At 49.0% G+C, this 26,367-nt stretch carries 24 protein-coding genes; 11 read left to right on the top strand and 13 right to left on the bottom strand.

The features are described from left to right. The first annotated feature begins 129 nt into the window (after positions 1–129). The 8 genes from DXN05_RS14905 (at position 130) to DXN05_RS14870 (ending at position 9,847) form a co-directional block, all read left to right on the top strand. Positions 130–1,662 (top strand): arylsulfatase, encoded by a 1,533-nt coding sequence (locus DXN05_RS14905; RefSeq protein ID WP_116848074.1) that lies wholly within the window; start codon positions 130–132, stop codon positions 1,660–1,662. 137 nt (positions 1,663–1,799) lie between these two features. Beyond that, a complete protein-coding gene (locus DXN05_RS14900; RefSeq protein ID WP_116848073.1) occupies positions 1,800–2,759 on the top strand; it encodes an AAA family ATPase in 960 nt (319 codons plus the stop codon). An 11-nt stretch (positions 2,760–2,770) separates the two neighbouring features. After that, positions 2,771–3,703, top strand: a complete 933-nt coding sequence (locus DXN05_RS14895) for a DUF58 domain-containing protein (protein WP_116848072.1) — start codon at positions 2,771–2,773, stop codon at positions 3,701–3,703. Positions 3,704–3,714: 11 nt separating this feature from the next. Further along, the gene (locus tag DXN05_RS14890) at positions 3,715–4,179 is read left to right on the top strand and encodes a DUF4381 domain-containing protein (RefSeq protein WP_116848071.1); all 465 of its coding nucleotides are present in this window, start codon (positions 3,715–3,717) and stop codon (positions 4,177–4,179) included. Continuing rightward, positions 4,169–5,152: a VWA domain-containing protein gene (locus tag DXN05_RS14885; RefSeq protein WP_116848070.1), complete on the top strand. Its 984-nt coding sequence runs from the start codon at positions 4,169–4,171 to the stop codon at positions 5,150–5,152. The genes DXN05_RS14890 and DXN05_RS14885 overlap by 11 nt, the downstream gene beginning before the upstream one ends. A 50-nt stretch (positions 5,153–5,202) precedes the next feature. Next, on the top strand, positions 5,203–6,936 hold the full coding sequence (locus DXN05_RS14880; RefSeq protein ID WP_158559266.1) for a VWA domain-containing protein: 1,734 nt from the start codon (positions 5,203–5,205) through the stop codon (positions 6,934–6,936). Then, on the top strand, positions 6,930–8,285 hold the full coding sequence (locus DXN05_RS14875) for a BatD family protein (protein WP_116848068.1): 1,356 nt from the start codon (positions 6,930–6,932) through the stop codon (positions 8,283–8,285). Before DXN05_RS14880 ends, DXN05_RS14875 begins: the two co-directional genes overlap by 7 nt. A gap of 227 nt (positions 8,286–8,512) precedes the next feature. After that, on the top strand, positions 8,513–9,847 hold the full coding sequence (locus DXN05_RS14870) for a DUF2252 domain-containing protein (RefSeq protein WP_158559265.1): 1,335 nt from the start codon (positions 8,513–8,515) through the stop codon (positions 9,845–9,847). A gap of 109 nt (positions 9,848–9,956) precedes the next feature. On the opposite strand, the gene DXN05_RS14865 is transcribed toward DXN05_RS14870, so the two are convergent. The 11 genes from DXN05_RS14865 to DXN05_RS14815 form a co-directional block, all read right to left on the bottom strand. Then, a complete protein-coding gene (locus DXN05_RS14865; protein WP_116848066.1) occupies positions 9,957–11,120 on the bottom strand; it encodes a BamA/TamA family outer membrane protein in 1,164 nt (387 codons plus the stop codon). 17 nt (positions 11,121–11,137) lie between these two features. Continuing rightward, positions 11,138–12,160 (bottom strand): hypothetical protein, encoded by a 1,023-nt coding sequence (locus tag DXN05_RS14860; RefSeq protein ID WP_116848065.1) that lies wholly within the window; start codon positions 12,158–12,160, stop codon positions 11,138–11,140. Between the two features lie 9 nt (positions 12,161–12,169). Next, positions 12,170–12,880 (bottom strand): outer membrane beta-barrel protein, encoded by a 711-nt coding sequence (locus tag DXN05_RS14855; RefSeq protein WP_116848064.1) that lies wholly within the window; start codon positions 12,878–12,880, stop codon positions 12,170–12,172. 27 nt (positions 12,881–12,907) lie between these two features. After that, on the bottom strand, positions 12,908–13,405 hold the full coding sequence (locus DXN05_RS14850) for a hypothetical protein (RefSeq protein ID WP_116848063.1): 498 nt from the start codon (positions 13,403–13,405) through the stop codon (positions 12,908–12,910). A gap of 32 nt (positions 13,406–13,437) precedes the next feature. After that, positions 13,438–14,409, bottom strand: a complete 972-nt coding sequence (locus tag DXN05_RS14845) for a SphA family protein (RefSeq protein ID WP_116848062.1) — start codon at positions 14,407–14,409, stop codon at positions 13,438–13,440. Positions 14,410–14,452: 43 nt separating this feature from the next. Next, positions 14,453–15,232 (bottom strand): DUF2092 domain-containing protein, encoded by a 780-nt coding sequence (locus DXN05_RS14840; protein ID WP_116848061.1) that lies wholly within the window; start codon positions 15,230–15,232, stop codon positions 14,453–14,455. Positions 15,233–15,256: 24 nt separating this feature from the next. After that, positions 15,257–16,072, bottom strand: coding sequence for a hypothetical protein (locus DXN05_RS14835; protein ID WP_116848060.1), 816 nt, complete (start codon positions 16,070–16,072; stop codon positions 15,257–15,259). A gap of 36 nt (positions 16,073–16,108) precedes the next feature. Beyond that, entirely contained in the window at positions 16,109–16,666 is a 558-nt protein-coding gene (locus DXN05_RS14830; protein WP_116848059.1) for a hypothetical protein, read from the bottom strand. 44 nt (positions 16,667–16,710) lie between these two features. After that, positions 16,711–17,274: a DUF4136 domain-containing protein gene (locus DXN05_RS14825; RefSeq protein WP_116848058.1), complete on the bottom strand. Its 564-nt coding sequence runs from the start codon at positions 17,272–17,274 to the stop codon at positions 16,711–16,713. A 61-nt stretch (positions 17,275–17,335) separates the two neighbouring features. Next, positions 17,336–17,944 carry an OmpW family outer membrane protein gene (locus DXN05_RS14820; RefSeq protein WP_116848057.1) on the bottom strand — a complete coding sequence of 203 codons (609 nt, stop codon included), beginning with the start codon at positions 17,942–17,944 and terminating at the stop codon, positions 17,336–17,338. 53 nt (positions 17,945–17,997) lie between these two features. Then, a complete protein-coding gene (locus tag DXN05_RS14815) occupies positions 17,998–18,630 on the bottom strand; it encodes a DUF4136 domain-containing protein (protein WP_116848056.1) in 633 nt (210 codons plus the stop codon). Positions 18,631–18,977: 347 nt separating this feature from the next. Here DXN05_RS14815 and DXN05_RS14810 point away from each other — a divergent pair, with 347 nt between their 5' ends. Continuing rightward, positions 18,978–19,781 (top strand): hypothetical protein, encoded by an 804-nt coding sequence (locus DXN05_RS14810; RefSeq protein ID WP_116848055.1) that lies wholly within the window; start codon positions 18,978–18,980, stop codon positions 19,779–19,781. A 60-nt stretch (positions 19,782–19,841) separates the two neighbouring features. Here the strand turns inward: DXN05_RS14810 and DXN05_RS14805 are convergent, their stop codons facing one another. After that, positions 19,842–20,633, bottom strand: coding sequence for a hypothetical protein (locus DXN05_RS14805; protein WP_116848054.1), 792 nt, complete (start codon positions 20,631–20,633; stop codon positions 19,842–19,844). Positions 20,634–21,450: 817 nt separating this feature from the next. Here DXN05_RS14805 and DXN05_RS14795 point away from each other — a divergent pair. Both DXN05_RS14795 and DXN05_RS14790 read left to right on the top strand, forming a co-directional pair. Beyond that, entirely contained in the window at positions 21,451–22,254 is an 804-nt protein-coding gene (locus tag DXN05_RS14795) for a hypothetical protein (RefSeq protein WP_116848052.1), read from the top strand. A 60-nt stretch (positions 22,255–22,314) separates the two neighbouring features. Then, positions 22,315–23,538, top strand: coding sequence for a formylglycine-generating enzyme family protein (locus tag DXN05_RS14790; protein WP_116848051.1), 1,224 nt, complete (start codon positions 22,315–22,317; stop codon positions 23,536–23,538). A 172-nt stretch (positions 23,539–23,710) separates the two neighbouring features. Here DXN05_RS14790 and uvrA read toward each other — a convergent pair whose 3' ends face one another. After that, positions 23,711–26,251: an excinuclease ABC subunit UvrA gene (gene uvrA, locus DXN05_RS14785; protein WP_116848050.1), complete on the bottom strand. Its 2,541-nt coding sequence runs from the start codon at positions 26,249–26,251 to the stop codon at positions 23,711–23,713. Positions 26,252–26,367 lie beyond the last annotated feature (116 nt).

Here is a 26,367-nt window from a genome sequence, read left to right as displayed (position 1 = left end):
GGGCCTGGTCTTTTAAGACCAGGCATTCTATGAATCGTTGAAAATATAACTGCTGTAAACATCGCTTACGCCTGCAACTACATCCGTTTAAAACCAATACTCGTTATCCCGCATTACTAAAAAGAACATATGAAATTGAAAACACTTGCGCTGTCAGGCACCATGCTGCTGTTGACGGCAGGCATGCTACATGCACAAAAGAAACCGAACATCCTCGTCATCTTTGGGGATGATATCGGGCAAAGCAATATCAGCGCTTACAGCCGTGGTGTAATGGGGTTTATGACACCCAATATTGACCGCATCGGTGCCGAGGGCGGTGTGTTTGTACAGTACTATGGTCAGCAAAGCTGTACTGCAGGTCGTGCTGCGTTTATCACCGGCCAGTGCCCGTTCCGTACAGGCTTAACCAAGGTAGGGCTGCCCGGTTCGCCGGTGGGTTTGCAGAAAGAAGATCCCACTATTGCTGAGTTTCTGAAACCATTGGGCTATATGTGCGGCCAGTTTGGTAAAAACCATCTTGGCGACCAGGATAAATTCCTGCCTACGGCGCATGGCTTTGATGTGTTCTTTGGTAACCTGTACCACCTGAATGCGGAAGAAGAACCGGAAAATCCTGATTATCCCAAAGGGGCAGAATTTAAAAAGGCATTTGGTCCGCGTGGCGTGATAAGATCAACAGCTGATGGTAAAATTGAAGATACCGGCCCATTAACGAAGAAAAGAATGGAAACCGTGGATGAAGAATTCCTGGCAGCTGCCAAAGAGTTTATGAGTGCGCAGGTAAAAGCAGGCAAGCCTTTCTTTACCTGGTTCAATTCTACCCGCATGCATATATTCACGCACCTGAAACCCGCGTCTGCCGGTAAAACCGGTTTAGGCCTGCAGGCAGACGGCATGACGGAACACGATGCCATGGTGGGTGAGTTGCTGGCCTTTTTAAAAGAGCAGGGTGTTGAAGACAATACCATTGTGATCTATACCACCGATAATGGTGCCATGAAAAACCAGTGGCCTGATGGTGGTTCCTCTCCATTCCGTGGTGAAAAAGACATGAACTATGAAGGTGCATTCCGTGTGCCTGCATTGATTCGCTGGCCGGGTGTCATTAAACCCGGCACCAATTTCACCGGCCTGTTTTCTGCAGAAGACTGGCTGCCTACACTGGTGGCAGCTGCAGGTGGTGATGCTGACTTGCCTGCGAGTGTTACCAGGGGCGCACAGGAAGGCGGCAAGAGTTTTAAAGTACATCTCGACGGTTATAACCAGGTGCCTTACCTGAAAGGCGAAACCACTACCAAGCGCCATGAGTTTGTGTACTTCGATGATGATGGCAACCTGGTGGCTTACCGCGATGATCGTTTTAAATACACCTTCAACCGGCAGGATGCAAAGGGCATGGAAGTATGGCGTGTACCCATGGTAAAACTGCGCGCACCGATAATGGTCGATCTGCTGGCCGATCCCTACGAAAATGCCCCGGATGGGTCAGTTGGATGGGAAATGTGGGCCATGCAGCACGCGTTCATGATATTGCCTGCAGTAGAAAAAGTAGCCAGGTATCTGGGTACTTACAAGCAATTTCCGCCGCGGCAGGCACCGGCCTCTTTTTCTATTGATCAGGTAATAGAAAAATTGCCCAAGTCGCAAATAGCGAATTGATGGATGCATGAATCGCTGGTGAGGTGCAGTCAGTGGCTAACGAATCGGCATTGAACAATGAAACAATGGAACAATGAAACAATGAAACCATTGAACCCATACATGCGCACAGCGCTTAACTACCAAGCAGTCCGCCTATGACCACACGCGAACAGGTGCTGTTGCTGAAGCAGCAGATCAGTGAAACCATTATTGGCCAGGAAGAGGTGGTGACCAAAATCCTGGTAGGGCTGCTCACAGATGGCAATGTGTTGCTGGAGGGCTTGCCGGGTTTGGCTAAAACACGTGCGGTGAAAAGCCTGGCGCAACACTTAGACTGTAAACTAAGCCGTATCCAGTTTACGCCAGATCTGCTACCGTCTGATGTTACCGGTACGGAGATTTACGAGCCGCAGGCTGCGGATAAGTTTATGTTTAAGCCGGGGCCTATTTTCAGCAACCTGGTGCTGGCAGATGAAATAAACCGTGCACCTGCCAAAGTGCAGTCTGCCCTGCTGGAAGCCATGGAAGAAAGACAGGTATCAGTAGGTGGAAAAACACATGCCATGGAGCCGCTGTTTATGGTGCTGGCTACGCAGAACCCGGTAGAGCAGGAGGGTACATACCCCTTGCCTGAAGCGCAGCTGGACCGCTTTGTGATGAAGATACTGATCGGCTATCCATCCTACGAACATGAAATGGATATACTGCACCTGGTAAGGAATGAAACAAAAGGTGCAGCAACGAATGTTGAAGTTATTCCGCAGGAGGTGATATTCGCTGCACGCAAAGAAATCAATGCCGTGCAGGTACAACCCCCTGCGGAAAAATACATGGTTGATTTGATCAGCGCCACGCGTTACCCGGAAAAATACAATGAAACGCTGCGCCGGTGGATCAGTTATGGCGCCAGTCCGCGCGGCACCATCAGCCTGGATAAGTGTGCACGCGTAACGGCCTGGCTTGACGGACGTGATTATGTAACCGCAGATGACATCCGCTATATCGTGCACGATGTGCTGCGGCACCGGTTAATACTGAGTTATGAAGCCAATGCAGATGGCATTGATGCCAATGCTGTAATTAATGAATTGCTGAAACAGGTAGCAGTTGCCTGAAGCGGAAGCTGATGAAACACCCGGCAGCACATAATTATCCCCCAGAAGTGGTCACCTCGATGAGTGACCTGATGCGGTTTGAATACCTGGTACAGGCGCGGCACCTGTTACCGGGTCATACCGTGTTTTCTTTGCTCACCGGCACGCATACCTCGAAGCTGCGCGGCAGGGGACTTGATTTTGAAGAAGTGCGCCGGTATGTTTATGGAGATGATATCCGCAATATTGACTGGCGGGTAACAGCCAAAACAGGCACCACGCATTCCAAGGTATTCAACGAAGAAAAAGAGCGGCCCACCTTTATCGTGCTTGACCAGAGCAGCGCCATGTTCTTCGGGTCGAAGCGCTATGTAAAATCCGTTTCCGCTGCGCATGTTGCGGCCATCAGCGCTTTCTATACACTGAAACGGGGCGACCGTGCAGGCGGCATCATCTTTAACGAATCGCATTACGATTATGTGCCGCCCAAGCGAAACAAAGCGTTGGTACAGCACTACCTGAAATGTATTGTTGCGCAAAATGCATTGTTGCCGCAACGTAAGCAGGTACAGCGCGATCCCCATTTACTCAACAACATGCTGCAGGTTACCCGGTCGCTGGTAACACACGATTATGTGATACCCGTGATCGGCGATTTTAGTGCCATGGATGCAACCACCAGGCGGCACCTGCTTGCATTGAGCAATCACAACGATGTAATACTGATTCACGTATACGACCCGTTTGAACAGGCATTGCCTGATGGACGACTGGTATTGACAGACGGCAAAAAACAACTCACCTGGAACAATAAAAAGCGACATGCGGGTAAACTGTTTGCCGCGCATTTCAGGGAGATGCAGACAGCCATGACAGCCGAGTTCAGGCACTATGGTATACCGGTGGTGTTTTTTAGTACGGAATATGCGATAGAAGACCAGGTTAGCCATCATTTTAAGCAGTAATACCTGCATACATGCAACAGGATTTTGGTGAACTGATTGAACCGGCACCCGTGCGGTTTTCATTCGGCGCCCCCGGCTGGTATGTGCTGGCTGCGCTGGTATTGCTATTGCTGATGCTGCTGGCAATGGTTATTGTACGTTACCTTAAACGCAATCATTACCGCAAAACAGCACTGCAGTGGCTGGCGGCAGAAGAACAGCGCGGGCCGCAACCGGATGCCCTGGTATATGCAGCCAATATGCTGCTGAAACGCATTGCCATGCGCAACTACGGCAGGGAACGTGTGGCTGCCGTGCAGGGTGAAGAATGGATAAAGCTGCTGAATACCACCTGCCGCAAGCCTTGCTTTGATGCAGCAGACAGTGCATTGCTGCAACATGATTTGTATGCTGCAGGCACGCTTCCTTTGTCGCGCGCAGTGGAATTTGTGCTGAAGTCAAAGCGGTGGATTAAAACACACAGACATGCATTTTGAAATTGCCTATAAATGGGTGTTCCTGCTGCTGCCCCTGCCATTGCTGGTGTACCTGTTGTTGCCGGCGATGCGCAAACGACGTATGGCATTGATCGTTCCTTTTTTTGATACAGCTGCTACCGTAAGTCATACCAGGAAAACAAAACGCGGCTGGGTATCGCGCCGCAATATACCCGCCTGGCTGGCAATGCTGTTGTGCTGGATCGGTTTGCTTTGCGCAGCATCTTCCCCGCGTTATGTGGGCAAGCCGCAGAAGAAAATTAAAACCGTACGCAGTTTTATGATCGCGGCAGATATCTCGTTCAGCATGGCAGAAACCGATTGGGTAATTGAAGGCAAACGCATGAGCCGCTGGGGTGCAGTGAAATCGATTATGAAAGATTTTGTGCGCAACCGCAAAAGCGACCAGATGGGGCTGGTAATGTTTGCCACCAATGCCTACCTGCAGGCACCGCTTACGCGCGATCTGCCCACTATTGCCTGGCTGATGGATGAAACGGAAGTAGGCATGGCAGGCCAAATGACGAGCATAGGCACTGCAATTGCCTACTGCGTAAAAGTATTTAAAGAGGATACGGTAAAACAAAAGAACATATTGCTGCTGACCGATGGTGTGGATGCCGGAACCGATATACTGCCACTGGATGCGGCACAGGCAGCAAAGAAAGATTCCATCGTAATTTATACACTGGGCATTGGCAAAGCCAAAGGCAGCGGGGGATACGACCTGGATGAAAAAACACTCAGGGAAATTGCCGCAGCTACTGACGGCAAATATTTCAACGCCATGAATGAAGGGCAGCTGAAACAGGTGTACGCCACACTGGACAAGCTGCAGCCCGTGGAGTATGAAGAAGAAACCTACAAACCCGTTACACTATTGTATTATTACCCGCTGGCCGCCACGGTGCTGCTCGCATTGCTGTTTTTGTTGATAGCAGCTGTGATCAGCATTTTCAGGCCCGCGCGGTAAAGCGCATTACCCAATGTTAATGGCCTATGTCGATCAGCGAACTTACACATATGATCACGGGAATTGACTGGCAGCGGTTTCATTTTCTGCGGCCCAAAGCCCTGTGGTTATTTGTGCCGCTGGCAGCGGTAGTATTGTTATTGTTTGCAGGGGATAAGGAGCGGCGCAAGTGGCGGCGTATTGTGGCACCTGCCCTGCAGCCTTATCTTTTTACACGCAACAGCAAAACGGCCATTATACTGCCTGTGCTGGCACTGGTGCTGGGTATCGGCTCCGCTATCATTGGCATTGCAGGGCCTGCCTGGAAAATGAAAGACATACCGGGTGAGAAAATAAACGCCGTGGTATTGATTGCGCTGGACTTGTCCAAATCAATGCTGGCAACCGATCTGCAGCCCAGCAGACTGGAACGCGGTAAATTCAAGATCAATGATTTCCTGGATGCCAACCCCGGCGCGGCTGCCGGCCTGGTTGCCTTTGCCGGAACAGCACATCCCGTGTTGCCGTTTACCAGCGATTACAAAATCATGAAACAGCAGGCCATTAGCCTGAGCAATAAAATAATGCCTGTACAGGGCACCAATATGCCTGCGCTGATCACGTTGATGGATACCATGATGCAACCGGTTACTGCACCCAGTACGGTATTCCTGCTCACTGACGCGCTGGATAATGAAGCGGCCACCTTGCTCAGCAACTGGATCAACACCACGCGGCACCGGCTGGAAATACTGCTGCTGAGCAGTACAGCAGGTGCGGCTGTGCCCGGTTACAAGCATGTATTATCCAGACAGGACATGGCTGTGGTGCAAAACCTGCAACAGGATCCGAAAATCACCATTACACAGCTAACACTCGACCACTCGGATGTAACCGGTATTGCGGCACGCATTAAACAGAAGCTGGTGTTTGAAAAACAACACAACAAAAGCGAAAAGGAATGGGATGATATGGGCTGGCTGCTGCTGATACCCTGCATGGCCATTGCTGCACTGTGGTTCAGGAAAGGGTGGACGGTGCAGTGGGTATGTATCCCGTTTATATTGCTGGTCTGCACTTCATGTGGTGTAAAAAGCAGGCATCCTGACTGGTGGTATAGCAAAGATTACCAGGGACAGTTATTGTATCAGGCAGGCAACTATGCTGCGGCAGCGGAACATTTTGAAGACGACAACCACAAAGCTGCAGCCTATTACAAGGCAGGCGACTATGATGCTGCGGCTGATTTGTTTTCGCTGGATACCAGTGCAGCCGGTCAATACAACAAAGGACTGGCACTGGCCAAAGCCGGTAGGTATGCAGACGCGGAGGATGCTTTTAAGCATGCCATCCTGCTTGATGCCTCGCTGAAAGGCCGTGCACAGCAAAGCCTGGAGAAGATGAGCACCGCACAGCACCGGGCCGATTCAGTGAACCGTTTTGACCCGCTCTCTGTATCCAAAACAGCAAAGACACTTGCTGAAAACAAAAAGAATGATAAGAAAGACCCGCTGAAAGAACGTAAACCTTCGCCACAGGATGAACAGCTGAGCGCAGACACCAGGGTGAAACAATTACCCAAACACGGCGATCGCATGAGTGATGAAGTACAATCGAACATACACCGCGGCAAGGAAGCCCAGGCCCCGCAACCCGATGAAAAAAGCAACCAGGGCGCATCGCTGGCAGGCAATATATTGCTGAAGAGAGCCGTGGCAGACCCCGCTGAATTCCTGCACAGGCGCTTTCTGCTGCAACAGAAACGTTCGGGCAAACATCCTGTAAAACAGAAAGAACCATGGTAAAGCCAGCTGCCATACTGCGCCTGCTGTTGTTGTTGCTGCCCGCGGGACTGTTGCAGGCGCAGGTGCATTGTTTTGTGCAAACACAAATGGACAGGCAAAGTGTATATGCACAACAACCCTTTAAAGTTACGTTCACGGTATATACGGCCACCTGGTTTACCGCGCCGCTTGATTTTGACAATATACAGATACCCGATGCGTTTATTCTCCCGTTCGACAGAACACAGCCGGGCATGTTTACACGCAGCGGCAAACAATATGCAGGCATACAATTCTACTTTATCGTGTTCCCGTACAAGGCAGGCAAATTCACGATACCCGCTATCCGCATTGTAGCGCAAACACCACCGGAAGGGCAGAGCACGAGTAAGAAAATAACGCTGGCATCCGCACCGCAGTCCTTTATTGTAAAACCCAACCCGCCTTCATTTACCGGGGCTGATTGGTTTGTGGCGAAGAATGTGTTTATCTCGGAGGACTGGGATAAATCACTCAGTCACCTGAAAGTGGGAGATGTGGTGAAACGAACGGTGACCATCAATGCCAAAGGAACCTTACCCCAGTTTATACCGGCTGCTGCCCGTGATACACTTGACTGGGCAAGCACCTATATAGCCGATGCAGTGCTGGAAGATACGCGTGACGATTATGATGCCAATGGCATACGCAAGCAAACATTTACCTACCTGCTGGAGAAAGAAGGCGCGTTCCGGTTTCCTGCAAAAACCATTACCTGGTGGAATCCCTATTCAGGTAAAGTATACCGCAAAACCACCGGTGTGGTGAATGTGCAGGTACAACCCAATCCCAACCTGGGTATATTAACCACGCTGAAAGACAGTTTGAATGCAGGGGTAACGCAGGCACCCGTTGCAGCTGTACACAAAGGCCCGCTACAGATCATGGGCATGCCCTGGTACTGGTTTGCATGCATTGCTGCCGGCGCTGTGTTATTGTTGTATTGGCTGGTATTGCTGCTGCTGCGTTTATACAGGTGGGCAGTACAATGGCGCAAACGGGTATTGCAAAGCGAGGCGCACTGGTTCAGGAAGTTATTGTTGTCACCATTGCAATTGCCGGTATTGCTGCGCAATTTGTATCATTGGTGGGATAGGTCGGGTATTAACCGGGAGGCTGCTTTTACCAGCACTTTGCCTGCAGCGGAGCAGCAGCTGCAGCAGGAGATGCATACTTATTTTCATGAGGTATACCACAACAATACAGTGGCTGCGAAAGCAGGTACGGCCTTTAAGAAAAGGTTGCGGCATTACCGTAAGGCGCAGCGCAAAACGTGCACAGAAACCAAACAGGTGATTGCATTGCAGCAACAGTTGTGGCCGGATGCATAGCGGGGGAGACCGTTACAGGAATGCCTGCCGTAACCGTTACAATCACCATTGAATGTACAAGTGAATGTAATTTTAATATAGTAGTCGATTGTTTCATTTCAAGCAGCAGTAGTTGTGTTCCCTGCTTTTTGAAGCAGGGAACTGTTTTTATTACTCCAAAGGAATCTTTTCGGCAAAGGCCGCAAATTGAACCATTAAACTATTCAACAATCAAACCATTGCGCTCCATGGATACCAGTAAAATGGCGGAAGGGAAGAAGTTTCGCGAGCAGCTGCCGCGGAAATCACATGCATTGTGGCAGGCGGATAAGAAACGGCCGGCTGTGCTGGATTTTATCAATGCGTCTAACTACGATCGTGTGCAGCAGCTCATTCCTATCCGGCATGCGCGTATGAACCAGTCGCCTTTTACTTTTTACCGTGGCAATGCGCTGATTATGGCGCATGATTTGTCCGGCATGCCACATACAAACATGCAGGTACAGTGTATTGGTGATTGTCATTTAATGAATTTTGGCGGTTATGCCACACCGGAGCGTTCCCTGATTTTTGATGCAAATGATTTCGATGAAACGCACCCGGCACCATGGGAATGGGATTTAAAGCGGCTGGCCACGAGTTTTGTGCTGGCTGCGCGTGATAAACAAATGAAGGCGTCAGACGCAAAAGGGCTGGCTTTTACCGTAGCCCAATCGTACAGAACCAGCATGTTCCAGTATATGAACATGAGTGTGCTGGATTTATGGTACCTGAAATTTGATGTGCGGGATATGATGGAACAGGCCAAATCTGACCGCGTGCGGGACCGCCTGAAACAGGCCATTGTACGGGCAGAAAAGGCATCGCACGAACAGGTGTTTAACAAGATAACCCAAAAGGTAATCGGCAGCTTCGAGATCGCTGACCAGCACCCGCTTATTTATCACCCGCTGGATGTAAAGAAGGAAATGCTGCGGATACGCGAGTTTATGGTGCGTTACCTGAACACGATACAGGATGATAAACGGTTTCTGTTTGAAAAATACGAGGTGGTTGACCTGGCTTTAAAAGTAGTTGGCATTGGCAGCGTGGGCACCCGCTGTATGGTTGCCCTGATGATGAATGATAAACATGAGCCCTTGTTTCTGCAGATTAAGGAAGCACGCAAAAGTGTACTGGAGGCGTTTACGCAACCCAGCAAGTACAAACACAGCGGTGAACGGGTGGTGCAGGGGCAGCGCCTGGTGCAGGCTGCCAGCGATATGTTCCTGGGATGGAGTAATGATTCGGAAGGCCGTTACTATTACCTGCGGCAGCTGCGCGACCGGAAGATTGCACCGGATATCGATAGTTTTGATAAAGAACTGCTCACTGCCTATGCACGGCTTTGCGGCCGCATGCTGGCACGCGCGCATGCCAAAACAGGAGATGTAGCATTTATATGCGGGTATATGGGTAAAAGCGAATCGCTGGATGATGCCATCAGTGATTTTGCCCTGTTGTATGCTGACCAGACAGAGCGGGATTTTCAGCAATTCAGCCGGGCTATTAAGGCAGGCAAGCTGGAAGTTGGCGAGGTTTGATACTGCAGTTGAGTTATGGTGTTGAAGTGATACCCCCGCCTGAATAGGCAGGGGCATTAGATGGCACTCCGCAGCGCCATCTTTGACACCATAAAAAAGCAACATGTGCCTATTTCAGCCAATTGCTTCCGAATACAATATAGTAAGCCCAGGTGTCGGGGCCTTTGGCCACATCAACACCTACGCGTAAGCCGAATTTGCGGGCCAGCAGGTAACGGAAGCCGGTACCATAGCTGTATACCCAGGTGGCATCGCCAAAATCTTTCCATGCATCAAATGCTTTGCCGCCGCCGCCATAGAGCATCATGCTCCATCGTTTGTACAAATCCCAGCGCAGTTCCAGCTCAGATAAAATATCGGCCTTGCCCTGGTAACGGCCTGCTTCCACACCACGCATGTCAATAGAAGGCAATACATAAAATGGCTGGTCGCCGAATGATTGCTGCCCGTCTACACGCAAACCGGTAACCAGTTTCTTTGCCACCTGCTTGTAGGCATACACATAATAGTTCAGGTGCCAGAAATCATAATCACTGCCGAATATGTTATCGCTGCGTATAGCGTCCATATGCAGTTTAAGGCCATTGTTGGGTGTAAATACATTGTCGCGGTTGTCTAACTCCACAATGGCGCCCAGCTGGCTGATCAGGCTTTTATAATCGTGGTCTTTTACAAAATCAGGCGGCAGCAGGTGATCGCCTTTGTAGGTAGCGTCTGTTTTCAGGAACAGGTATTTCAATCCTGCATACCAATGCGAATACCCTATTCTTTTGATGGCCTGCAGCATAATAGGTACCGCCCTGAAGTTGAACTTGAATTCCTTTTCTCCCAACACGGGCAATGTACGGTAATACGACATGTTTACATTGGCATAACCACCACCGACCAGGTATTTGATGCGCGCTTTTATAAAAGTGCCGGAACGAAAGCCGCCAAGCATCCAGGTATTGTTAACGGTATAAGCACCCATGGCGCCGGAGATGTCAGGTGCAATAGGTGTTATTTTCAACTGTCCTTTTACAGAATCCATATATGGCTGCCGCTTTTTAATAAACACGGGCACCAATCCGCCGCCAAAGCCGCCCAATGCAGGCTCTGTGATGATAATGGGTACAGGCACGAAGCCGTTGGCGTTAATGATGTAGTCACTGAGATCAAATCCATGGTCGGCTGAATCGCGCAGGCTAATGTGCTTTTTTTGTGCCCATACACCCATGCAACCTAACAGGAGTACCGGTAATAAGGCTATTGTATAACGAATGGTGTGCGGCATAGATGGGTGTGTTTTGTTTATCTTCTGAACCGGTAGTTGGCTGAAAGCAACAGTGATTTTCTGCCGCCGAGAAAGCCGATCTCGGTGCGTACCTGCCAGCTGTGGTTAAACTGGTATTGTGCACCCACACACATGCTCCAGTTGGATGCTGGCCGTTTCTTTAACGAGTAGTTTACATAGGCATCTTTAATGTCGATCCCGCTGATCTTATCCAGTAGTTTTTGCGCGATTTCCTTTACTACTTTTTGCTGTGCGGGCTTTAAATCCTGGTACCAGGCAGCTGTTTCCTGTACAATCTCTTCCAGCGCGTCTTTGTTGATGTTGATCTTTCCTGAAAGACTGAATGTACCCTGTGTAGTGGTATTGATGAAAAAGCCGGGAACACCTGCCCACACGGCCACATTGCGGTAGGGCTTTTGTTTAAACAGGAAATTGTACCCGATACGAGGTGTAAACATGGTAGCCTGTGCGCTGCCGTCGATGTTGTTCATGAACGACCAGGTGTGGTTGATGTCGATGATGGTGATAATGCCGTGGTAACCGCCTGCCAGTGTGGTACCAATGCCAAAGGTGGAGCCGTGGAAGTTGGCCTTGGTGGAGAAGGCAACGGGATCGGAGATGGACACATTGGTTTGCGCATAACTTGCACCTGCAATGCCATACACATCCAGGAAGGGCAGTACCCATAAGTCGGGCCGTACGGTAACGCTCTGCAGGTTGGCCTTTACCTCTGAGAATTTAATGAAATCGAGCGCTACCGGTTCATTGCCGTTAAAGCCCACCTGCAGATCGCTGATATTTACTTTTTGCGAAGCGATAAAGGGGTTGATCATAATGCCGATGGGATATGGAACATCAAAGCCCTTCTTCGTGAGCTTTTTGCCCCATGCAGGAAATATCCATTTATAATTGGAGTTTTTAATGCTGTCTGTATAGGCTTTCCGGTTATTGCCATATTTCATGCCTGCACCTGCCTGTGCAAACAGTGATACTGTGGCAATGTTGAGCAGGAGTGTTATGATAAGCCTGGTTGTACGCATATAGCATGCTTAATGGGTGTTGGTAGTATTTTTTGCAGCACCGGCGCCGATGGGGATGGAAATAGTGCAAAACCAGGCCTGGCTGCGTTGACTGCCGCTTACGTTTTTTATCATATCTGTCATGCCAAAACAGTAACGGATGCCAATGCCCAGCCCCTTGTCTTTTCTTAGTTTATAAGCCAATCCTGCCACTGCGCCAATGCCAAAATGTGTTACCGAATGATTGGTGTTGATGGTATAGTTTAACGGGTTGCCGTTTGTTTCGGTTTTAAATACATCTTTTGTTTTCAATAACCAGTCTACCTGCGGCCCCAGCTCGGCAAACAACAGCCCTTTAATGCGGTAGTGTATTAGCAACGGCAGGCTGATGCCTTTGATGTTTTTCTGCACGTAACCATTGCCGAACAGCGTATCGATATTGGCATTGCCTGTTGCATACACGGGCAGCTGCTTTGTGCCGAATGCCGATTTGGGTATGGCTTCCGGGTGCAGGAACAGGTTTTCTGACACCTTGAAGTTAAAATACAGGCCCAGGTCAAGTGCCGGTTTGTATTTTCCATTCATGCCTGTTAAGCTAACCGCGCCGGGTGCAACCATTAACCCGAATTCCAGTTTATCGGTATTCAGTTTTTTGCCGAATACCAGTGATATCAATACCTGCGCACCGGCCATGGTGCAGCAACCGGTGAGCATTACCAGTAGCAGGATCATTGTTTTCATGGTAATGACCGGGTTGTTTACAGGCGTTTATTGATTGGGTGCTTTCTGCTGGCTGTTCAGCTCTCCGATAAAAGGAATGTTTTCCATAATCGCGAGGCGGGTGCGCGTTTGCAGGTACACTTCCAGCTGAAACATTTTGGCTGCGTTTACGCCGCCCAGTACACCGCTGAATTTTTTGAAGTAGGATTTGTACAGGGAAGTATAATCACCATCATTGCTGAACGAACTTTCTGCCAGTTTAGTGGCTTCCTGGCTGGATAGATTATTGTACTGGGCAGCATAATCCTGTAACAGGGAAATGCGCTTTTTGCCCAGTTCCTTGCGCTTGCTTTCGTATTCATCGTATAGTTTCCAGAACGCAACGCTGTCTTTTGCAGGCACCTGCAGGTAGGCACTCATGAGTGCTTTTTTGTCTTTGCCAAAGGCACTTTGTACCATGTCTACATCTTCGGCATTGCTTTGAGCGAATACCGGGGCAGCTGCTGCGAGGAGCAGGATGGTACACAACAGAACGGATAATTTCATACAAGGCTTTTTTAGGTGTTTATAAATATGTGTTATTGCTTGGCTGCAGGTTTGGTGTGTGGTGTAAACAATTTCAGGTTTTGCCCGATGGTGATGAAAAAGGTATTGCCCTGGAAGCGGTTACTGGCGCCGAATTCACCCAGCCAGCGGAAAGAAAAGGCGGTAAGCGATTTCGGGAAAAGAATATTGCCTTCTGCACCGAGGGCATAAATATGATCCTTGGTGCCGGTATAGGTGATGGCGTCGGTAATGGGTATTTTATCGCGCGATGATTTTGTTTGTATGTAATACACCATGCCCAGGTTAATTACCCTTGGTATGGGCGTTCCTGCAACCGGTATATACCATGTTTTGGCCAGGCCGCCTTCCAGCGATAACAGGTCACCGGGTTTGATGTCGGTATTTTTCTTTTTTGAGTTTAATGCGTAGGATGCGAGCAGGGAAAAGTTCCATTGTTTTTTTGCATCGAGATACAAGGTGGTACCACCGGAAAATTCATTGGTAGTAATGCCAAGGCCGGTGTTATCGTCTGCCCCCAGTGTGTAACGGCCGGTTGGCAGGTATAGCGCATAGCCTGCAACAAAATCAGCCCTGGCTGTTTTCCAGCCCAGCTGCACAGGTTGAACATACGTATCGGTGAACGACAGGGGCGATTTGCTGTATACCTGGCTGCCATCTATTTTATTGCTGGCAAAACCCACCAGGGCCGAAGCGCCCCAGTTGCCGCCCAGTATTTTTACATTGGTCACTACTGATACACCTACGCCCGTAACAAAGGCAGTAAGGTCGGGATGTTTGTTGATCACATCGCCGTTGTCGTTTTTGAAATTGGAGGCTGTATAAATATAAGCCGGCACTGCAAGAGAAAGCGAAGGCGAGGTTTGTGTGCCTGCGCCCAAGCCTGCGTCGCCGAGTAAATGTGTGCCTTTCACCTGTGCTGTTGCGTGCAGGCTAACGCAATACAGCAATAGCATGATGGTTAGCCGGTCAATTGTTTTTTTCATGGTTGTTTATTTTGACTGTTCATTACAATGCATATTGCTTTTCTCATGGACGTGTGTTTTGATCCGGCTGCTCACCAGGCTCGCCGGATGAGGGCAGCAGCCTGATCTTACCGGCGCGAGGTGGTATTACAAAATCAAATAGTGCATTTGACAGGTTCGGATTAACATGCCAGTTGCTGTAACTGGCTTCATATTGCGGACCGCCTTGTGTATGGTAATAGTGAATGGAAATTTTAACCGGCAAAAACCATTGCTCCATCGATAGCCAGAACTCGTAGCTCTTTTCCTGGTCTCTCCCCGCAATATGCACGCAACTTTCGCCATTAACGGGCGTTTGGCCCAGGTATAACAGGCTTTGCGCGCTGGCGGCGATTGCTGCAGCAAAATCAGGATAGAAAAAGTCTACACCCGGGAAATCGATGCCGAATGTTTTACTCACGGTATCGATCGCGGCGATGATGCTGCCGGGTGCGCTGATGGTAGCATAGTTGTTATGATCGTAAGAGTAATAACTGAGTATGCTGTCGTCGCACCACAACCCGCGGCGCCCTTTGTCGCCGCTGCTTATTACCAGCAGTTTGCCGGGGAATTTCATAAATACATCATCCAGTGTACTGTGTTTAACAAGTCCTGCCTGCCCGTTTGCCATATCGTACGATGTCGTAATCCTGAAACTGCAGGCGGTCATTTGCAGTATGGTGGCCGTGGTACGCTGCAGCAGGAACAGGGCAGCAGAATCAATATCCTGCCGCTGTGTTTGTGCAGTTGCCTGTATAACTGTTAACAGGCACAGCTTCAATGCTATCATCTTTGCGCTGCTCATAAAACGGGTTTTAACGAAAACCGTTTACTGCGGAAATACCAGGGTTAATACCGCACGCCAGCCAAAATCGGGTTTTATATTGTCAGGTCCTGCCAGCGGAATGCGCGGGCCTACGCCGAACTGTACGGTTTGTTTGCCCATTTTGGTGACGCCGGTGGCTAAAGGGTTTAAAAAAACAGTGGTATTGGATGCCTGCCAGTTTTGTGTGATCTCAGCGTTAATGCCCAGGCCTGCGCCGGTTTTCCAGTTATGCACCAGGAATGGTTGCAGGAATAGCTGGTTAACAGCAGCCCTGTCTTTATTCCCTGCGACTGACCAAATCTGGTTTGCCAGGAAGCCGAAGGTTAAGCCGCCGGTTTGTTTCACTATCAAAGCCGTTGGGCCGATGCCCCATTTTTTGGTGCTCAGGTATTCATTGGTGCCTGTAGGTAGCAGCAGGGCAGGGCCTACACCCCATATTATTTTACTGTGAACCGGCGAAACAAAAAAGCTGGCGGTAAGATCACTCAAACCGCTTTGTTTGGCGCCGGGCGCAGTAATGTTGTTTTGCGTAACAATAGGTAATATGACCCTGTTAATCAGGTTCAGGTTTTTAGACAGGGATACGGGAATAACGGGCTGGAAATTGAGCGTGTTCTTTGATCCGCGGTAAGGGCCTATGCCATAATCAGTGTTATTCTGCAAAGGCGCGCTGATTAAGTTGGCCACAGGGTTCGACAGTTTCTTTGCCAGTTCAGCCGCGCTTACCGGTTTCTTCTTTGCAAAGGTGGATGTGTCTTCCTGGGCAAATGCCGGTAAGCAGGATACGATAAAGAGCACTAGCAGGTAATATTTTTGCATGAGCAGGGCTTGTTTAATGGTATCCTGAACTGGAGATTATTTTACTTTGATAACAGTGCCATCCGGTTTTACAAAAACGGTCTTCTTGGTACTGCCCTTTACTGCGGTAACTTCATAAAAATCGCTTTTCTTGCCATAGTCTGTTGTTTTAAGATAGCTGGTAGAAAGCAGCTTGTAGCTCTTGTAGTCGGTACCGGCCAGGTTACGCAATGATTGTTTTACAGCATCTGGCAGGGCTGCTTCGGTTTGTTCCTGTTTTGATTTCAGGAGCGTGCCGTCTGCACGGTATAAACCGAAATACTTCATGTTGTCTCTTTTGAAGCTGATGGTGTAGTGATCAATTTCTGCATCACTGTTCATGGTGTTTTGTTCGGTTACGTTCCAGCCGTTTTGCACACCGGTTGGTGAGGTTTTAAAATACTGGATGGCGCTGGCGTCGGGAAAGCGGTTGTTCAGTGAATCGACCACTACTTTGGGTGCCAGTTCTTTGGTAATGGGTTTGCTGGCGCGGATAATGATTTCATTGTTGTCTTGTGCAAACAAGCCGGTGCTTGTTGCAAGCAGCAGCATGGCTGGCAGAAGCATTTTTTTCATAACGACAATTTGTATGGTAAAGGAATCGGATATACTAAGTTGTTTTATTTTTTACCGTTGGGTGGCGGAAACTGGGCCATGATTTTGGTGATGGCTGCGGGTATGGCCGTATCAGGATCTTTGATGGGCTTGTCAATTTCACTGTTGCCAACGCCCTGCCATAACAGCTTTTTGCTGTTGGCATCTACCACATCAATAATCAGCGAGCCATCTTTATAGTTCTGTACATTGTAGCTGGTATAACCTGTAACGCCCATGCCGCCGCCCCATGCATACGGGCGATAGTAACCGCCGTAACCATAATAATCGGTAGTAGCTGAAACACTTTTACGGTCTTTTAAAATGGCGGTTACGTTTACGAGTACGTCGGGGCCTGAAGCATCTTCCTGGTAGCCCTTCCTGGTCATCTCGGCCTTAATAGCGCTGTTAATCCTGTTTTGATTCAGTTCGCTTACGGCACCTGTTTTGTCGTTTTGCGGGTACAGGCTGAAGGTTTTGTATTTCGAGAAGTCGGCAGACTTGTCGTAGTCGCTGCTCACCTTCAGGCTGGGGCTGCACCCCACAGATACCAGCAGGGCTGCGAATGCAATAGAGAGTAATCGTTTCATAGTTTGTCGTTAATACGTCAGGTAATAATTGTTTTTATGCCGGTTTTATATGAACCGGTGTTTATGGAAACGCGAAGCCGATGTTGATGCCGAAATGTTGCAGGTGGTTAAAGCCGAGATCATCGCTTTTATTGGTGGCGTAATTAAAGAAACCTCCCACATTCAGTTCAGCGCCGCGTGCAATACGCACAAGAAAGCCTATTTCAGGCCGCACGCAGAAGCCCCAGTTGTTGTCTTCTATGCCATAGATGTTGTAGTAAATATCCTGTTCGCTGTACTGTGTGCCCAGGCCAACGCCGATGTAAGGTTTTATGTGTTTGCCGCCCTGCAGGTAGTAATGTCCTGAAATGGTGACGGGTACGGTATAAATATCCTTCACCGCATCGGTGGTTACAGCGCCATTGCCGGAAGGGGCCTGGTAGGTTTTGGTGCCTGCATATTGTTCAAACGAATTCCAGCTGGCGCCAATGCCAATGGAGAAGTTGGGTTTAATCATGCGCCTGTATTCAAGCCGGCCGCCGGAGAAACTGGCCTTGCTTACGAGATCATTGTTGGGGAATGCTATTTCCCACGATACAAAAAATTTATCGGGTGATGCTGTTTGGGCGATGGAATGCAATGAACCCAGGCAGCATGTCAATAGTAGTATAACAGGTAATATCTTTTTCATAGCTATAATTTTTGGTAATGCATGAAATGTTCACGCGCAGTGAATGCCGTTGGTTAATTTGTTTTCAGGTAAGGTGATTGTGCAAAGCCCTGGTTAATGGCATTAATGCCCAGCTGTATGTTGGTGTTCAGGTCAGAGCCTACGGCGCCAAAGCCATCACTGTTCCATACAACGGTGAGCGCCTGGTTTTTAACAGCATTCTTTAAATCGATGATATTGGTAATAACGGTGCCTGTGGTATAGGCATAAACGGATGTATAGGGATAGGGGTAATAATAAGGATAATACCAGCCCCAGTACCAGGGATCCCAGTACCCGGGATAGCCATCCCACCAGCCCCAGTACACTACATCTACATTTAAATTCTTCACTACGGAAACAGTTACGCCCAGGTCCGGATTGTTTTCGCGGGCTGTCCATACATAACCGCGTGCAGTAAGATTATCGGTCACGGCTTTGATGGCTTTTTGTGCGCCATCACCGGTTAAAACGGAATCTGCATCCTTGCCGCCCAGGTTGGCCACTGTGTCGGATATATAAAAGGTTTTGTACTCACCGAAATTGGCCTGTTTGTCGTAGTTGGTCGTTACCACAAATTGAGAAGAGAGCTGGCTGAAGTCGGGTGTTTTTCTGCAGGACGAAAAAATGGTGCATAGGATGGCCAATGCTAAAATTACCTTACGCATAATAATAGTTTTAGTTAATGGATGAAAGTAGCCGGGTTAAGGGAAGCGTTATTGCATTTTAGTGTCGCCAATTGTAGAACCGGTTAGCGTGTTTCAATGGAAGAATATAAAGTTATACAGCAAACGTGAAACGTCCATATTGTAACGGTGACACGTAAACAGGCATAAAAAGATGACATTTTAATTTTATTTAATAACGCTGTTATGCAGGCTGGGTTTGGCTTGTATCGGTTACAAGCTATGGCGGCAGCGGTATAATCCGGTATCTTTGTATCACCTTCCCGGCAGGCAAATGCAACCGTTGCATTGCTGCTGTAACAATCCCTCTCACTCAACACCTTACTATTATGGGATACCTGAAATTAGACATGGGGTGCAATGAAGATGATATTCGTGCCCAACTGAACAGGCTGCTGAAAAGCGCTGCATTTAAATCTTCTACTGTGTTAACAACCATGTTGAAATACCTGGTACTGGAAAAGCTGAAGGGGCGTGAAGACGAACTGAAAGAATATTCCATTGCGGTAAAGGGATTAAATAAACCGGCTGATTTTGACCCGCAGCAGTTTGCGATGATCCGTATTTATGCATTCAGGTTAAGAAAGTTGCTGGAATTGTACTACGCGGGGCAGGGCAAATACGACCCGGTGAAAATACTTATTCCCAAAGGCAGCTACAAACCTGAATTCAGTTTGAATAATATGACGGCGGTACCGGTGCAGCTGCCACAACAACCGGTCAATAACCAGCGCGTGGTACTGGCGGTATTCCCGTTTCTCAGTATGAATGGATCGCCGGTGTATGATGTGCTGATTGACCGGTTGTGCGAGCACATGAGCCTGCACCTGGCAGGCAGGGAGGGTGTGCGCGTGATATCCTATGCATTGGTGCGTAACTATGCATTGCAAATGGATGATTTGATTAAAGTAGGCGCCGACCTGGGCGCACATGTATCTGTTGCAGGCAGTATCAGTTTTCAGCAGGCTGTACTGGAGCTGTCTGTTCAGCTGATAGCTTCGGGTACAGGTATATTATGGTGGACAGAAAAGGTGCAGCATGCGGCACAAAGTGAAAGTATTGAATCTGTGGCCGGGCAAATGGCAGAGATGATTTATGGTGTAGTAGCAGAGCGTTTGCTTGCTGCAGATTAACAGCGTGCGCACTTGCTGCAGGCGAATGCGCACGCTGTATAAAAAAAACGCTGTGAACCGTTAACGCCTTAGCATTTCTTTCTTCAGGAAAATGGCCAGTGCCAGCGAAATATGCGTGGCCATTTTTAACAGGTTGCGCTCTTTGTGCGATTGCTCAAAAATACCCGCCCACAGCTGTTTGTCGGCCTCTATGTTTACCAGCTGTACATTCAGGTATAGTTTATTAAACAACTCAATCATAGTGCCCGTAATCACCAGTTTGGCATAAGTTGTTTTGTGTGCAAGCGATTCCTTTTGCATAAAACCTGCGCGCCTGGTAAAATGATATGATAGCACAGAAATATCATTATAAGACAACTCGCGGCTTATCTCGTCGCAGATCACATCTATATCGGTCGGCTGAATGGATGCTGCACTTACATTGGTAAAAGGAATTACCGCCACCGGCATGGGAGGCGTTGCAGGTACAAGCAGTTCGTCACTGCAATTGAAACCGGCCGGAATATTTTCAAGAAACTCGGGCACATAGGTGCCTTTGGGAATATGGATGCGGATGGGGTCTGCCTGGCCGGGGCCTGCATAATAGTTCTCTAATACTTTTCGTAATCGAATGGCATAAGTTCTGATGATGGTGCCCTGCTGCGGGTTAAATGTTTTGGGCCTGCCAAGACCTATTACTGCAATGGTGTATTCTTTAAGGCCTATTTCGTTGCCCGATAGTTTTTCCTGTACTACAAACCGGAGGAATTGTTGCAAGACTTTTGAAGACTGGAATTGGTGAAAGTGCATCAGGCGGTTAAGTTGGTCAATGACCTGGTCGTTGGTTAAAGCAGCAGGCTGGTAGCTTTTCATGTTTAAGATTTTAGGATAAAGGCTTTGGTTTACTCAGCGGTAAAATTGACTTGTCGAACACGAGTTCGGTTGAATAAATGCCTTCTTAAAGGTTACTTAGGGAAGCAGTTTCAGGTGAGTGCGGATTGGTGTTACAAGGAACGGTTTCATATAGGTAGTGTTAAGTTAAAATAAATTGTGAAAAGTCGCAACATGTTTCTGGGCTGAAAGAGTAACCAAATACCTGTTACATCTTTTCATATTTGTTTTAATTCGTCCTGAAACTCAGTCGCAGTAATGGTTTGAGCGGATGTTACAGTATTGTTTCAAACAGTTGATCAATGACTGGTGTAACGGTTACTGGGTTGCGCTATTGTTTGTTGCAGGGGCTATAATATGTCAGGCGTTAACGTGTAACGTAGTGTGCATGCATGTTTGGTAAATATAGGAGGCACTTGTTTTTTGTAACCCTTCTGTGTAACATAGCTGTATGTACATATAAACGCCCGCTGGCTACATGTTTCCGGCTGTTTGCCTGTGCGGGATCTGATATGATAGCATTGCGTTTTATGATAAGTTAAAGTGCCGGTGCTGAAACATGCTGCCTGTAAACAGGTCAATGCATTTGTTTAAACAACTGCTGCATGGTATACGGCATAGATGCAAAGAAGATAAGCCGGTACTTTATAACAGCATGTATCCGTTACAGCTTTGCAGTAATATGTTTAAAGAAAGTTTTGAATTAATTTCGATGGGTTAACACCTGTTAATACCCCATTGGGTTTCTGCTCCTTGCTGCTGGTTCCGGCGCCCGGACCGTTAAAAATACTAGAGACTTATGGGTAACATGCATGCCAATAACAACTTTAATGAAGCCGAAGTGCTGGCGCAACTTGATAAGTTGCTCCTGGCGCCCGGCTTGAAATCATCCAAAGTGCTGCGCAATTTTTTGCGGTTTATTGTATTGGAGAAGTTATCAGGCAGGGAACATGAATTAAAGGAATACAATATTGCAGTGAAGGGATTGCGGCGCGGAGAAGATTTTAACCCGCAGCATTTTTCGCTCATCCGTATTTATGCATTCCGGCTGCGGAAAATACTGCGCACGTATTATGAAGGGCCGGGTTTGCTGGATCCTATACGCATCAGCATACCCAAAGGAAGTTACCGCCCTGTATTTCAACTTAACCACCTGCTCGATGACAGCAGTATCAAACATAAGGTAATTGCCGGCAAGGGAGAGTTTATCGCCGTTGCCATATTCCCGTTCGTGAGCATGGATAAAACACAGGTGTACAGCGTGCTGATAGATAAATTGTGTGAACAGGTAAGTGAGTACCTGTCTGAAAAAAGTGATATCAAAACACTCTCGTATATACTGGTGAAGAGTTATGTATCACACGTAAACGATGTGCGCCGCGCAGGGGCAGATCTTGCCGTGAATGTGGCTGTTACAGGCAGTGTGCGGTTTGAACTGAATATGTTACTGATAAGGCTGCAGTTGATTGCCGCGGCCACAGGCATACAGCTGTGGATGGGTGATTTTGAATACAAGCTGCAAATGCAAAGCATTGAAAGTATTGCACGCGAAATTGCAGATGCCATATACAATGCATTGTTTGCGCGGCCAGGGAAGGGCTGAGGAAAGCCGCAGGTTTTTGACTACCGTTTTTGGGATTATAACAACTTAATTGAGCTAATTATGCGTACGATTATCCTGTTTCCTATGATGCTTGCATTGCTGGAGGCTTCTTGTAACAGTGGTGTGGTGAAAGAACAGCCGGCCGGCGATTCTGCAAAGGTTACTGCCGTTAGTTGTGGTGGTGGTGCCTCCCGTGCCGGCAGACTGGCACATGGCGGAAAAGCGACCATGCAGGTAAGTAACCTGGGCTATGCCATTCCTGCAACGGCGGATACTGCGCATTGGCCGCCGCGTCCCTGGCCGGCAGGCATGGTGTGGATTCCGGGTGGCAGTTTTATCATGGGCGGTGTAGGCAGCTTCAGCAGGAAAGATGAGTTTCCGCAGCACCGCGTAGCACTTGACGGGTTCTGGATGGACCAGACGGAATTGACCAATGCCGCATTTGCACAGTTTATACAGGCCACCCATTTTGTAACCGTTGCAGAGCAAAAGCCGCAATGGGAAGAACTGAAGCAACAGCTGCCGCCCGGTACCCCCAAACCGGATGATGCATTGCTGGTGGCCGGGGCTATGGTGTTTACACCCACACAACATGCTGTTGACCTGAACGATTATAGCCAGTGGTGGCGCTATGTACCTGGTGTAAACTGGCGGAACCCCGACGGAGCAGGCAATCAGCCCGGTTTGGAGAAGCATCCCGTGGTACAGATTTGCTGGACAGATGCTTTGGCTTACGCACAATGGGCCGGCAAGGCGCTGCCAACAGAAGCGCAGTGGGAGTATGCCGCACGCGGCGGCAAAGAGGGTAGGGAATATGGCTGGGACGAAACGGTTTCCATGGATGAGGAGAGCGATAAGGCCAATATATGGCAGGGCTCCTTTCCTTACCGCAACACCCAAAAAGATGGGTATGTATTATCTGCGCCGGTAGCTTCCTATGAAGCCAATGCTTATGGTTTGTACGATATGATGGGCAATGTATGGGAATGGTGTAACGACTGGTACCGCCCTGACACGTATAAAACAGATCTTGAAAAAGGCACGGTACACAACCCGCAGGGGCCGGCCAAATCGTACGACCCCGATGAACCGTATGCCCCCAAACGCGTGGTGCGCGGCGGTTCTTTTCTTTGCAATGCCGCCTACTGCGCCAGCTACCGCCCTTCGGCAAGAATGAAAACTTCACCCGATTCAGGGGAAAATCATACCGGTTTCCGTTGTGTGCTTACAGATGCAGCCTGGCGCAAATTGCTGGAACAGCATACGCAGCTCGCGCAGCGATGAGACAGCGTGAATCGTGAGGGACATCGAGAATCGACAGTCGACAATCGAGATGATATGAGCGGGCACCAATTTTCGAGAATCGAGACATCGACATGTCGAGCTTGCAGCTGTCTTCCATCAAACCATGGCGGCGTTCGGGTCAAATGCAGGATGTGTTCGCGACAATGCGGTTTTACCTGTTGTTCACATACTTCTTAAGGTAACCTGCTGTTTTGCTTTTCGCAGCAGCGGCTACGGTTGCGGGCGTTCCTGCCACCACTACCTTGCCGCCGAGCTCACCTGCACCCGGACCAATATCGATAATCCAGTCACTTGCAGCAATTACATGCATGTCATGCTCTACCACAATTACAGTATTGCCCTGTTCTACCAGTTTATCCAGCTGCACCAGCAGTTTTTCAACGTCTGAAGGGTGCAGGCCGGTGGTTGGCTCATCCAGTATATATAAAGTATTGCCATGTTGGGTGCGCTGCAATTCGGTGGCCAGTTTAATACGCTGTGCTTCGCCGCCCGATAGTTCTGTAGCAGGCTGACCAAGCCGCAGGTAACCCAATCCCACCTGTTTTACCACATCCAGTGCGCGGTACATAGCAGGCGCTGCCGCGAAAAATTCCGCTGCCGCATCTACTGTCATGTTTAATACTTCCGCGATGTTTTTTTCCTTGTATAACACCTCCAGCGTTTTGCTGTTGTAGCGTGTGCCATGGCAGGTAGGGCAGGGTGCGTATACGCTTGGCAGAAACAACAACTCTACCATTACAAAGCCTTCGCCTTCGCAATGCGGGCACCTGCCTTTGCCCACATTAAAAGAAAAACGTCCTGCATCATACTTGCGCTTTTTAGCCATGGGAGTGTTGGCAAACAATTTTCTTACATGATCAAACAGTCCTGTATACGTGGCCAGGTTAGAGCGCGGCGTACGGCCAATGGGTTTCTGATCAACCACCACCAGGCGTTTAACGGCCTCCATACCTGCAGTTATCCTGCCGCTTACGGTAACCGTTTCCTGTTCCAGCAAAGCTGTTTCATCTTCGGGTGTTTCGGCTATATCCTGGCCCAGTTGTGCGGCCACCAGTTCTACCAGTGCCTGGCTGATTAAACTGCTTTTGCCTGAGCCGGAAATGCCGGTGACACTGGTAAATACACCCAGCGGAAAATCTACCCGCAACTGGTGCAGGTTGTTGCGCGTCACATCTTCCAGCTTCAGCCATCCTTTGGGGGCACGGTTTCTGCTGATTGCCAGGGGATGGTTGTTGTAAATATAATGTCGTGTACTGGAGGGTTCAATTTGTTTCAGGCCATCCGGCGGACCGCTGTACAATACTTCTCCGCCCAGTTCACCTGCTTTCGGGCCAATGTCTACAATCCAGTCTGCATGCCGTATTACATCCACTTCATGTTCTACCACGAACAGGGAATTGCCTGCCGCCTTTAGCCGGTCAAGTGCGCGCAGCAGCGCCTCTGTGTCGGCAGGGTGCAAACCCGCAGAGGGCTCATCGAGCACATACACCACACCAAATAAATTGGAGCGCACCTGCGTGGCCAGTCGCAGGCGTTGCAGTTCGCCGGGGGAGAGTGTCGGGGTGCTTCTTTCAATGGTAAGATAGCCCAGCCCGAGATCCAGTATCACATTGAGCCGTGCAATCATGTCCTGTGCAATGCGTTGGGTGACCATTTGTTTCTCGGGGTGTTCTGCTGCTAACCTGGTGGTTTTAGTATTGCCTTCTGCATAGGGCAGAAAGATGCTGTGCAGTTTCGACAGCGGCACGCCGGACATATCTGCAATATCCAGCCCCGCAAATTTTACGGTCAATGATTCCTTCCGCAAACGCTTGCCTTTGCAAAGCGGGCATTCGCTGCTGAGCATGTATTGCAGCACGCGTTTTTTCATCAACTGGCTTTGCGTATTGGCAAACGTATGCAGCACGTACCGTTTGGCGCCGGTGAATGTGCCCATATAACTTGGTGTCATCTTGCTTTTGAGTGCCTGTTTTACCTGTGCCGCGTCAAAGCCGGAATAAACGGGTACAACGGGTTGCTCTTCGGTAAACAGTATCCAGTCACGGTCTTTCTGCGGCAGGTCGCGCCAGGGTTTGTCAACATCATAACCAAGTGTCATGAGTATTTCCCGCAGGTTTTGTCCTTGCCAGGCCGTAGGCCATGCAGCAATGGCCCGCTCGCGGATGGTGAGCGAATCATCGGGCACCATTGATTTTTCTGTTACCTCGTACACCCTGCCCAGGCCGTGGCATGCAGGGCATGCGCCTTCGGGCGTATTGGGAGAAAACGCTTCTGCATAAATAATGGGTTGCCCGGCAGGATAATCACCGGCTCTTGAATACAGCATGCGCAGCAGGTTCGACAAAGTGGTTACACTGCCAACAGATGAACGTGTGGATGCTGCACCGCGCTGTTGCTGCAGGGCAATGGCAGGTGGCAGTCCTTCAATTTCGTCTACCTCGGGAATGGCCATCTGGTTAAACAGCCTTCTTGCATAAGGCGATACCGATTCAAGATAACGGCGCTGTGCTTCGGCATACAAAGTACCAAAGGCGAGTGATGATTTGCCTGAGCCGGAAACACCGGTAAACACCACCAGTGCATCGCGCGGTATTTGTACATTGATGTTTTTGAGATTGTGCTCGCGCGCACCGCGCACATGAACAAAGCCCCGGAAGGAAGAAGTATCGTTGTGTGATTTATCCTGACGCATACCAAGCCGTGTCAAAGATTATGCCGTGCGGTTGCATGCGCCGGGATGGCATTGTGCACTACCTGCTTCCGGGTAATATTACCTGAAAACAGGTGCTGCCACCAAGCAAATGATAC

It is taken from the genome of Deminuibacter soli, assembly GCF_003412455.1.
Taxonomy (GTDB): Bacteria; Bacteroidota; Bacteroidia; order Chitinophagales; family Chitinophagaceae; genus Deminuibacter; species Deminuibacter soli.
Note: the sequence above shows the minus strand (reverse complement) of the source record. Positions and strands in the feature narration are given on the sequence as shown.

Coding starts and splice junctions, on each gene's coding strand:
- DXN05_RS14905 (WP_116848074.1), top strand. CDS start 130: ATGAAATTGAAAACACTTGCGCTGTCAGGCACCATGCTGCTGTTGACG.
- DXN05_RS14900 (WP_116848073.1), top strand. CDS start 1,800: ATGACCACACGCGAACAGGTGCTGTTGCTGAAGCAGCAGATCAGTGAA.
- DXN05_RS14895 (WP_116848072.1), top strand. CDS start 2,771: ATGAAACACCCGGCAGCACATAATTATCCCCCAGAAGTGGTCACCTCG.
- DXN05_RS14890 (WP_116848071.1), top strand. CDS start 3,715: ATGCAACAGGATTTTGGTGAACTGATTGAACCGGCACCCGTGCGGTTT.
- DXN05_RS14885 (WP_116848070.1), top strand. CDS start 4,169: ATGCATTTTGAAATTGCCTATAAATGGGTGTTCCTGCTGCTGCCCCTG.
- DXN05_RS14880 (WP_158559266.1), top strand. CDS start 5,203: ATGATCACGGGAATTGACTGGCAGCGGTTTCATTTTCTGCGGCCCAAA.
- DXN05_RS14875 (WP_116848068.1), top strand. CDS start 6,930: ATGGTAAAGCCAGCTGCCATACTGCGCCTGCTGTTGTTGTTGCTGCCC.
- DXN05_RS14870 (WP_158559265.1), top strand. CDS start 8,513: ATGGATACCAGTAAAATGGCGGAAGGGAAGAAGTTTCGCGAGCAGCTG.
- DXN05_RS14865 (WP_116848066.1), bottom strand. CDS start 11,120: ATGCCGCACACCATTCGTTATACAATAGCCTTATTACCGGTACTCCTG.
- DXN05_RS14860 (WP_116848065.1), bottom strand. CDS start 12,160: ATGCGTACAACCAGGCTTATCATAACACTCCTGCTCAACATTGCCACA.
- DXN05_RS14855 (WP_116848064.1), bottom strand. CDS start 12,880: ATGAAAACAATGATCCTGCTACTGGTAATGCTCACCGGTTGCTGCACC.
- DXN05_RS14850 (WP_116848063.1), bottom strand. CDS start 13,405: ATGAAATTATCCGTTCTGTTGTGTACCATCCTGCTCCTCGCAGCAGCT.
- DXN05_RS14845 (WP_116848062.1), bottom strand. CDS start 14,409: ATGAAAAAAACAATTGACCGGCTAACCATCATGCTATTGCTGTATTGC.
- DXN05_RS14840 (WP_116848061.1), bottom strand. CDS start 15,232: ATGAGCAGCGCAAAGATGATAGCATTGAAGCTGTGCCTGTTAACAGTT.
- DXN05_RS14835 (WP_116848060.1), bottom strand. CDS start 16,072: ATGCAAAAATATTACCTGCTAGTGCTCTTTATCGTATCCTGCTTACCG.
- DXN05_RS14830 (WP_116848059.1), bottom strand. CDS start 16,666: ATGAAAAAAATGCTTCTGCCAGCCATGCTGCTGCTTGCAACAAGCACC.
- DXN05_RS14825 (WP_116848058.1), bottom strand. CDS start 17,274: ATGAAACGATTACTCTCTATTGCATTCGCAGCCCTGCTGGTATCTGTG.
- DXN05_RS14820 (WP_116848057.1), bottom strand. CDS start 17,944: ATGAAAAAGATATTACCTGTTATACTACTATTGACATGCTGCCTGGGT.
- DXN05_RS14815 (WP_116848056.1), bottom strand. CDS start 18,630: ATGCGTAAGGTAATTTTAGCATTGGCCATCCTATGCACCATTTTTTCG.
- DXN05_RS14810 (WP_116848055.1), top strand. CDS start 18,978: ATGGGATACCTGAAATTAGACATGGGGTGCAATGAAGATGATATTCGT.
- DXN05_RS14805 (WP_116848054.1), bottom strand. CDS start 20,633: ATGAAAAGCTACCAGCCTGCTGCTTTAACCAACGACCAGGTCATTGAC.
- DXN05_RS14795 (WP_116848052.1), top strand. CDS start 21,451: ATGGGTAACATGCATGCCAATAACAACTTTAATGAAGCCGAAGTGCTG.
- DXN05_RS14790 (WP_116848051.1), top strand. CDS start 22,315: ATGCGTACGATTATCCTGTTTCCTATGATGCTTGCATTGCTGGAGGCT.
- uvrA (WP_116848050.1), bottom strand. CDS start 26,251: ATGCGTCAGGATAAATCACACAACGATACTTCTTCCTTCCGGGGCTTT.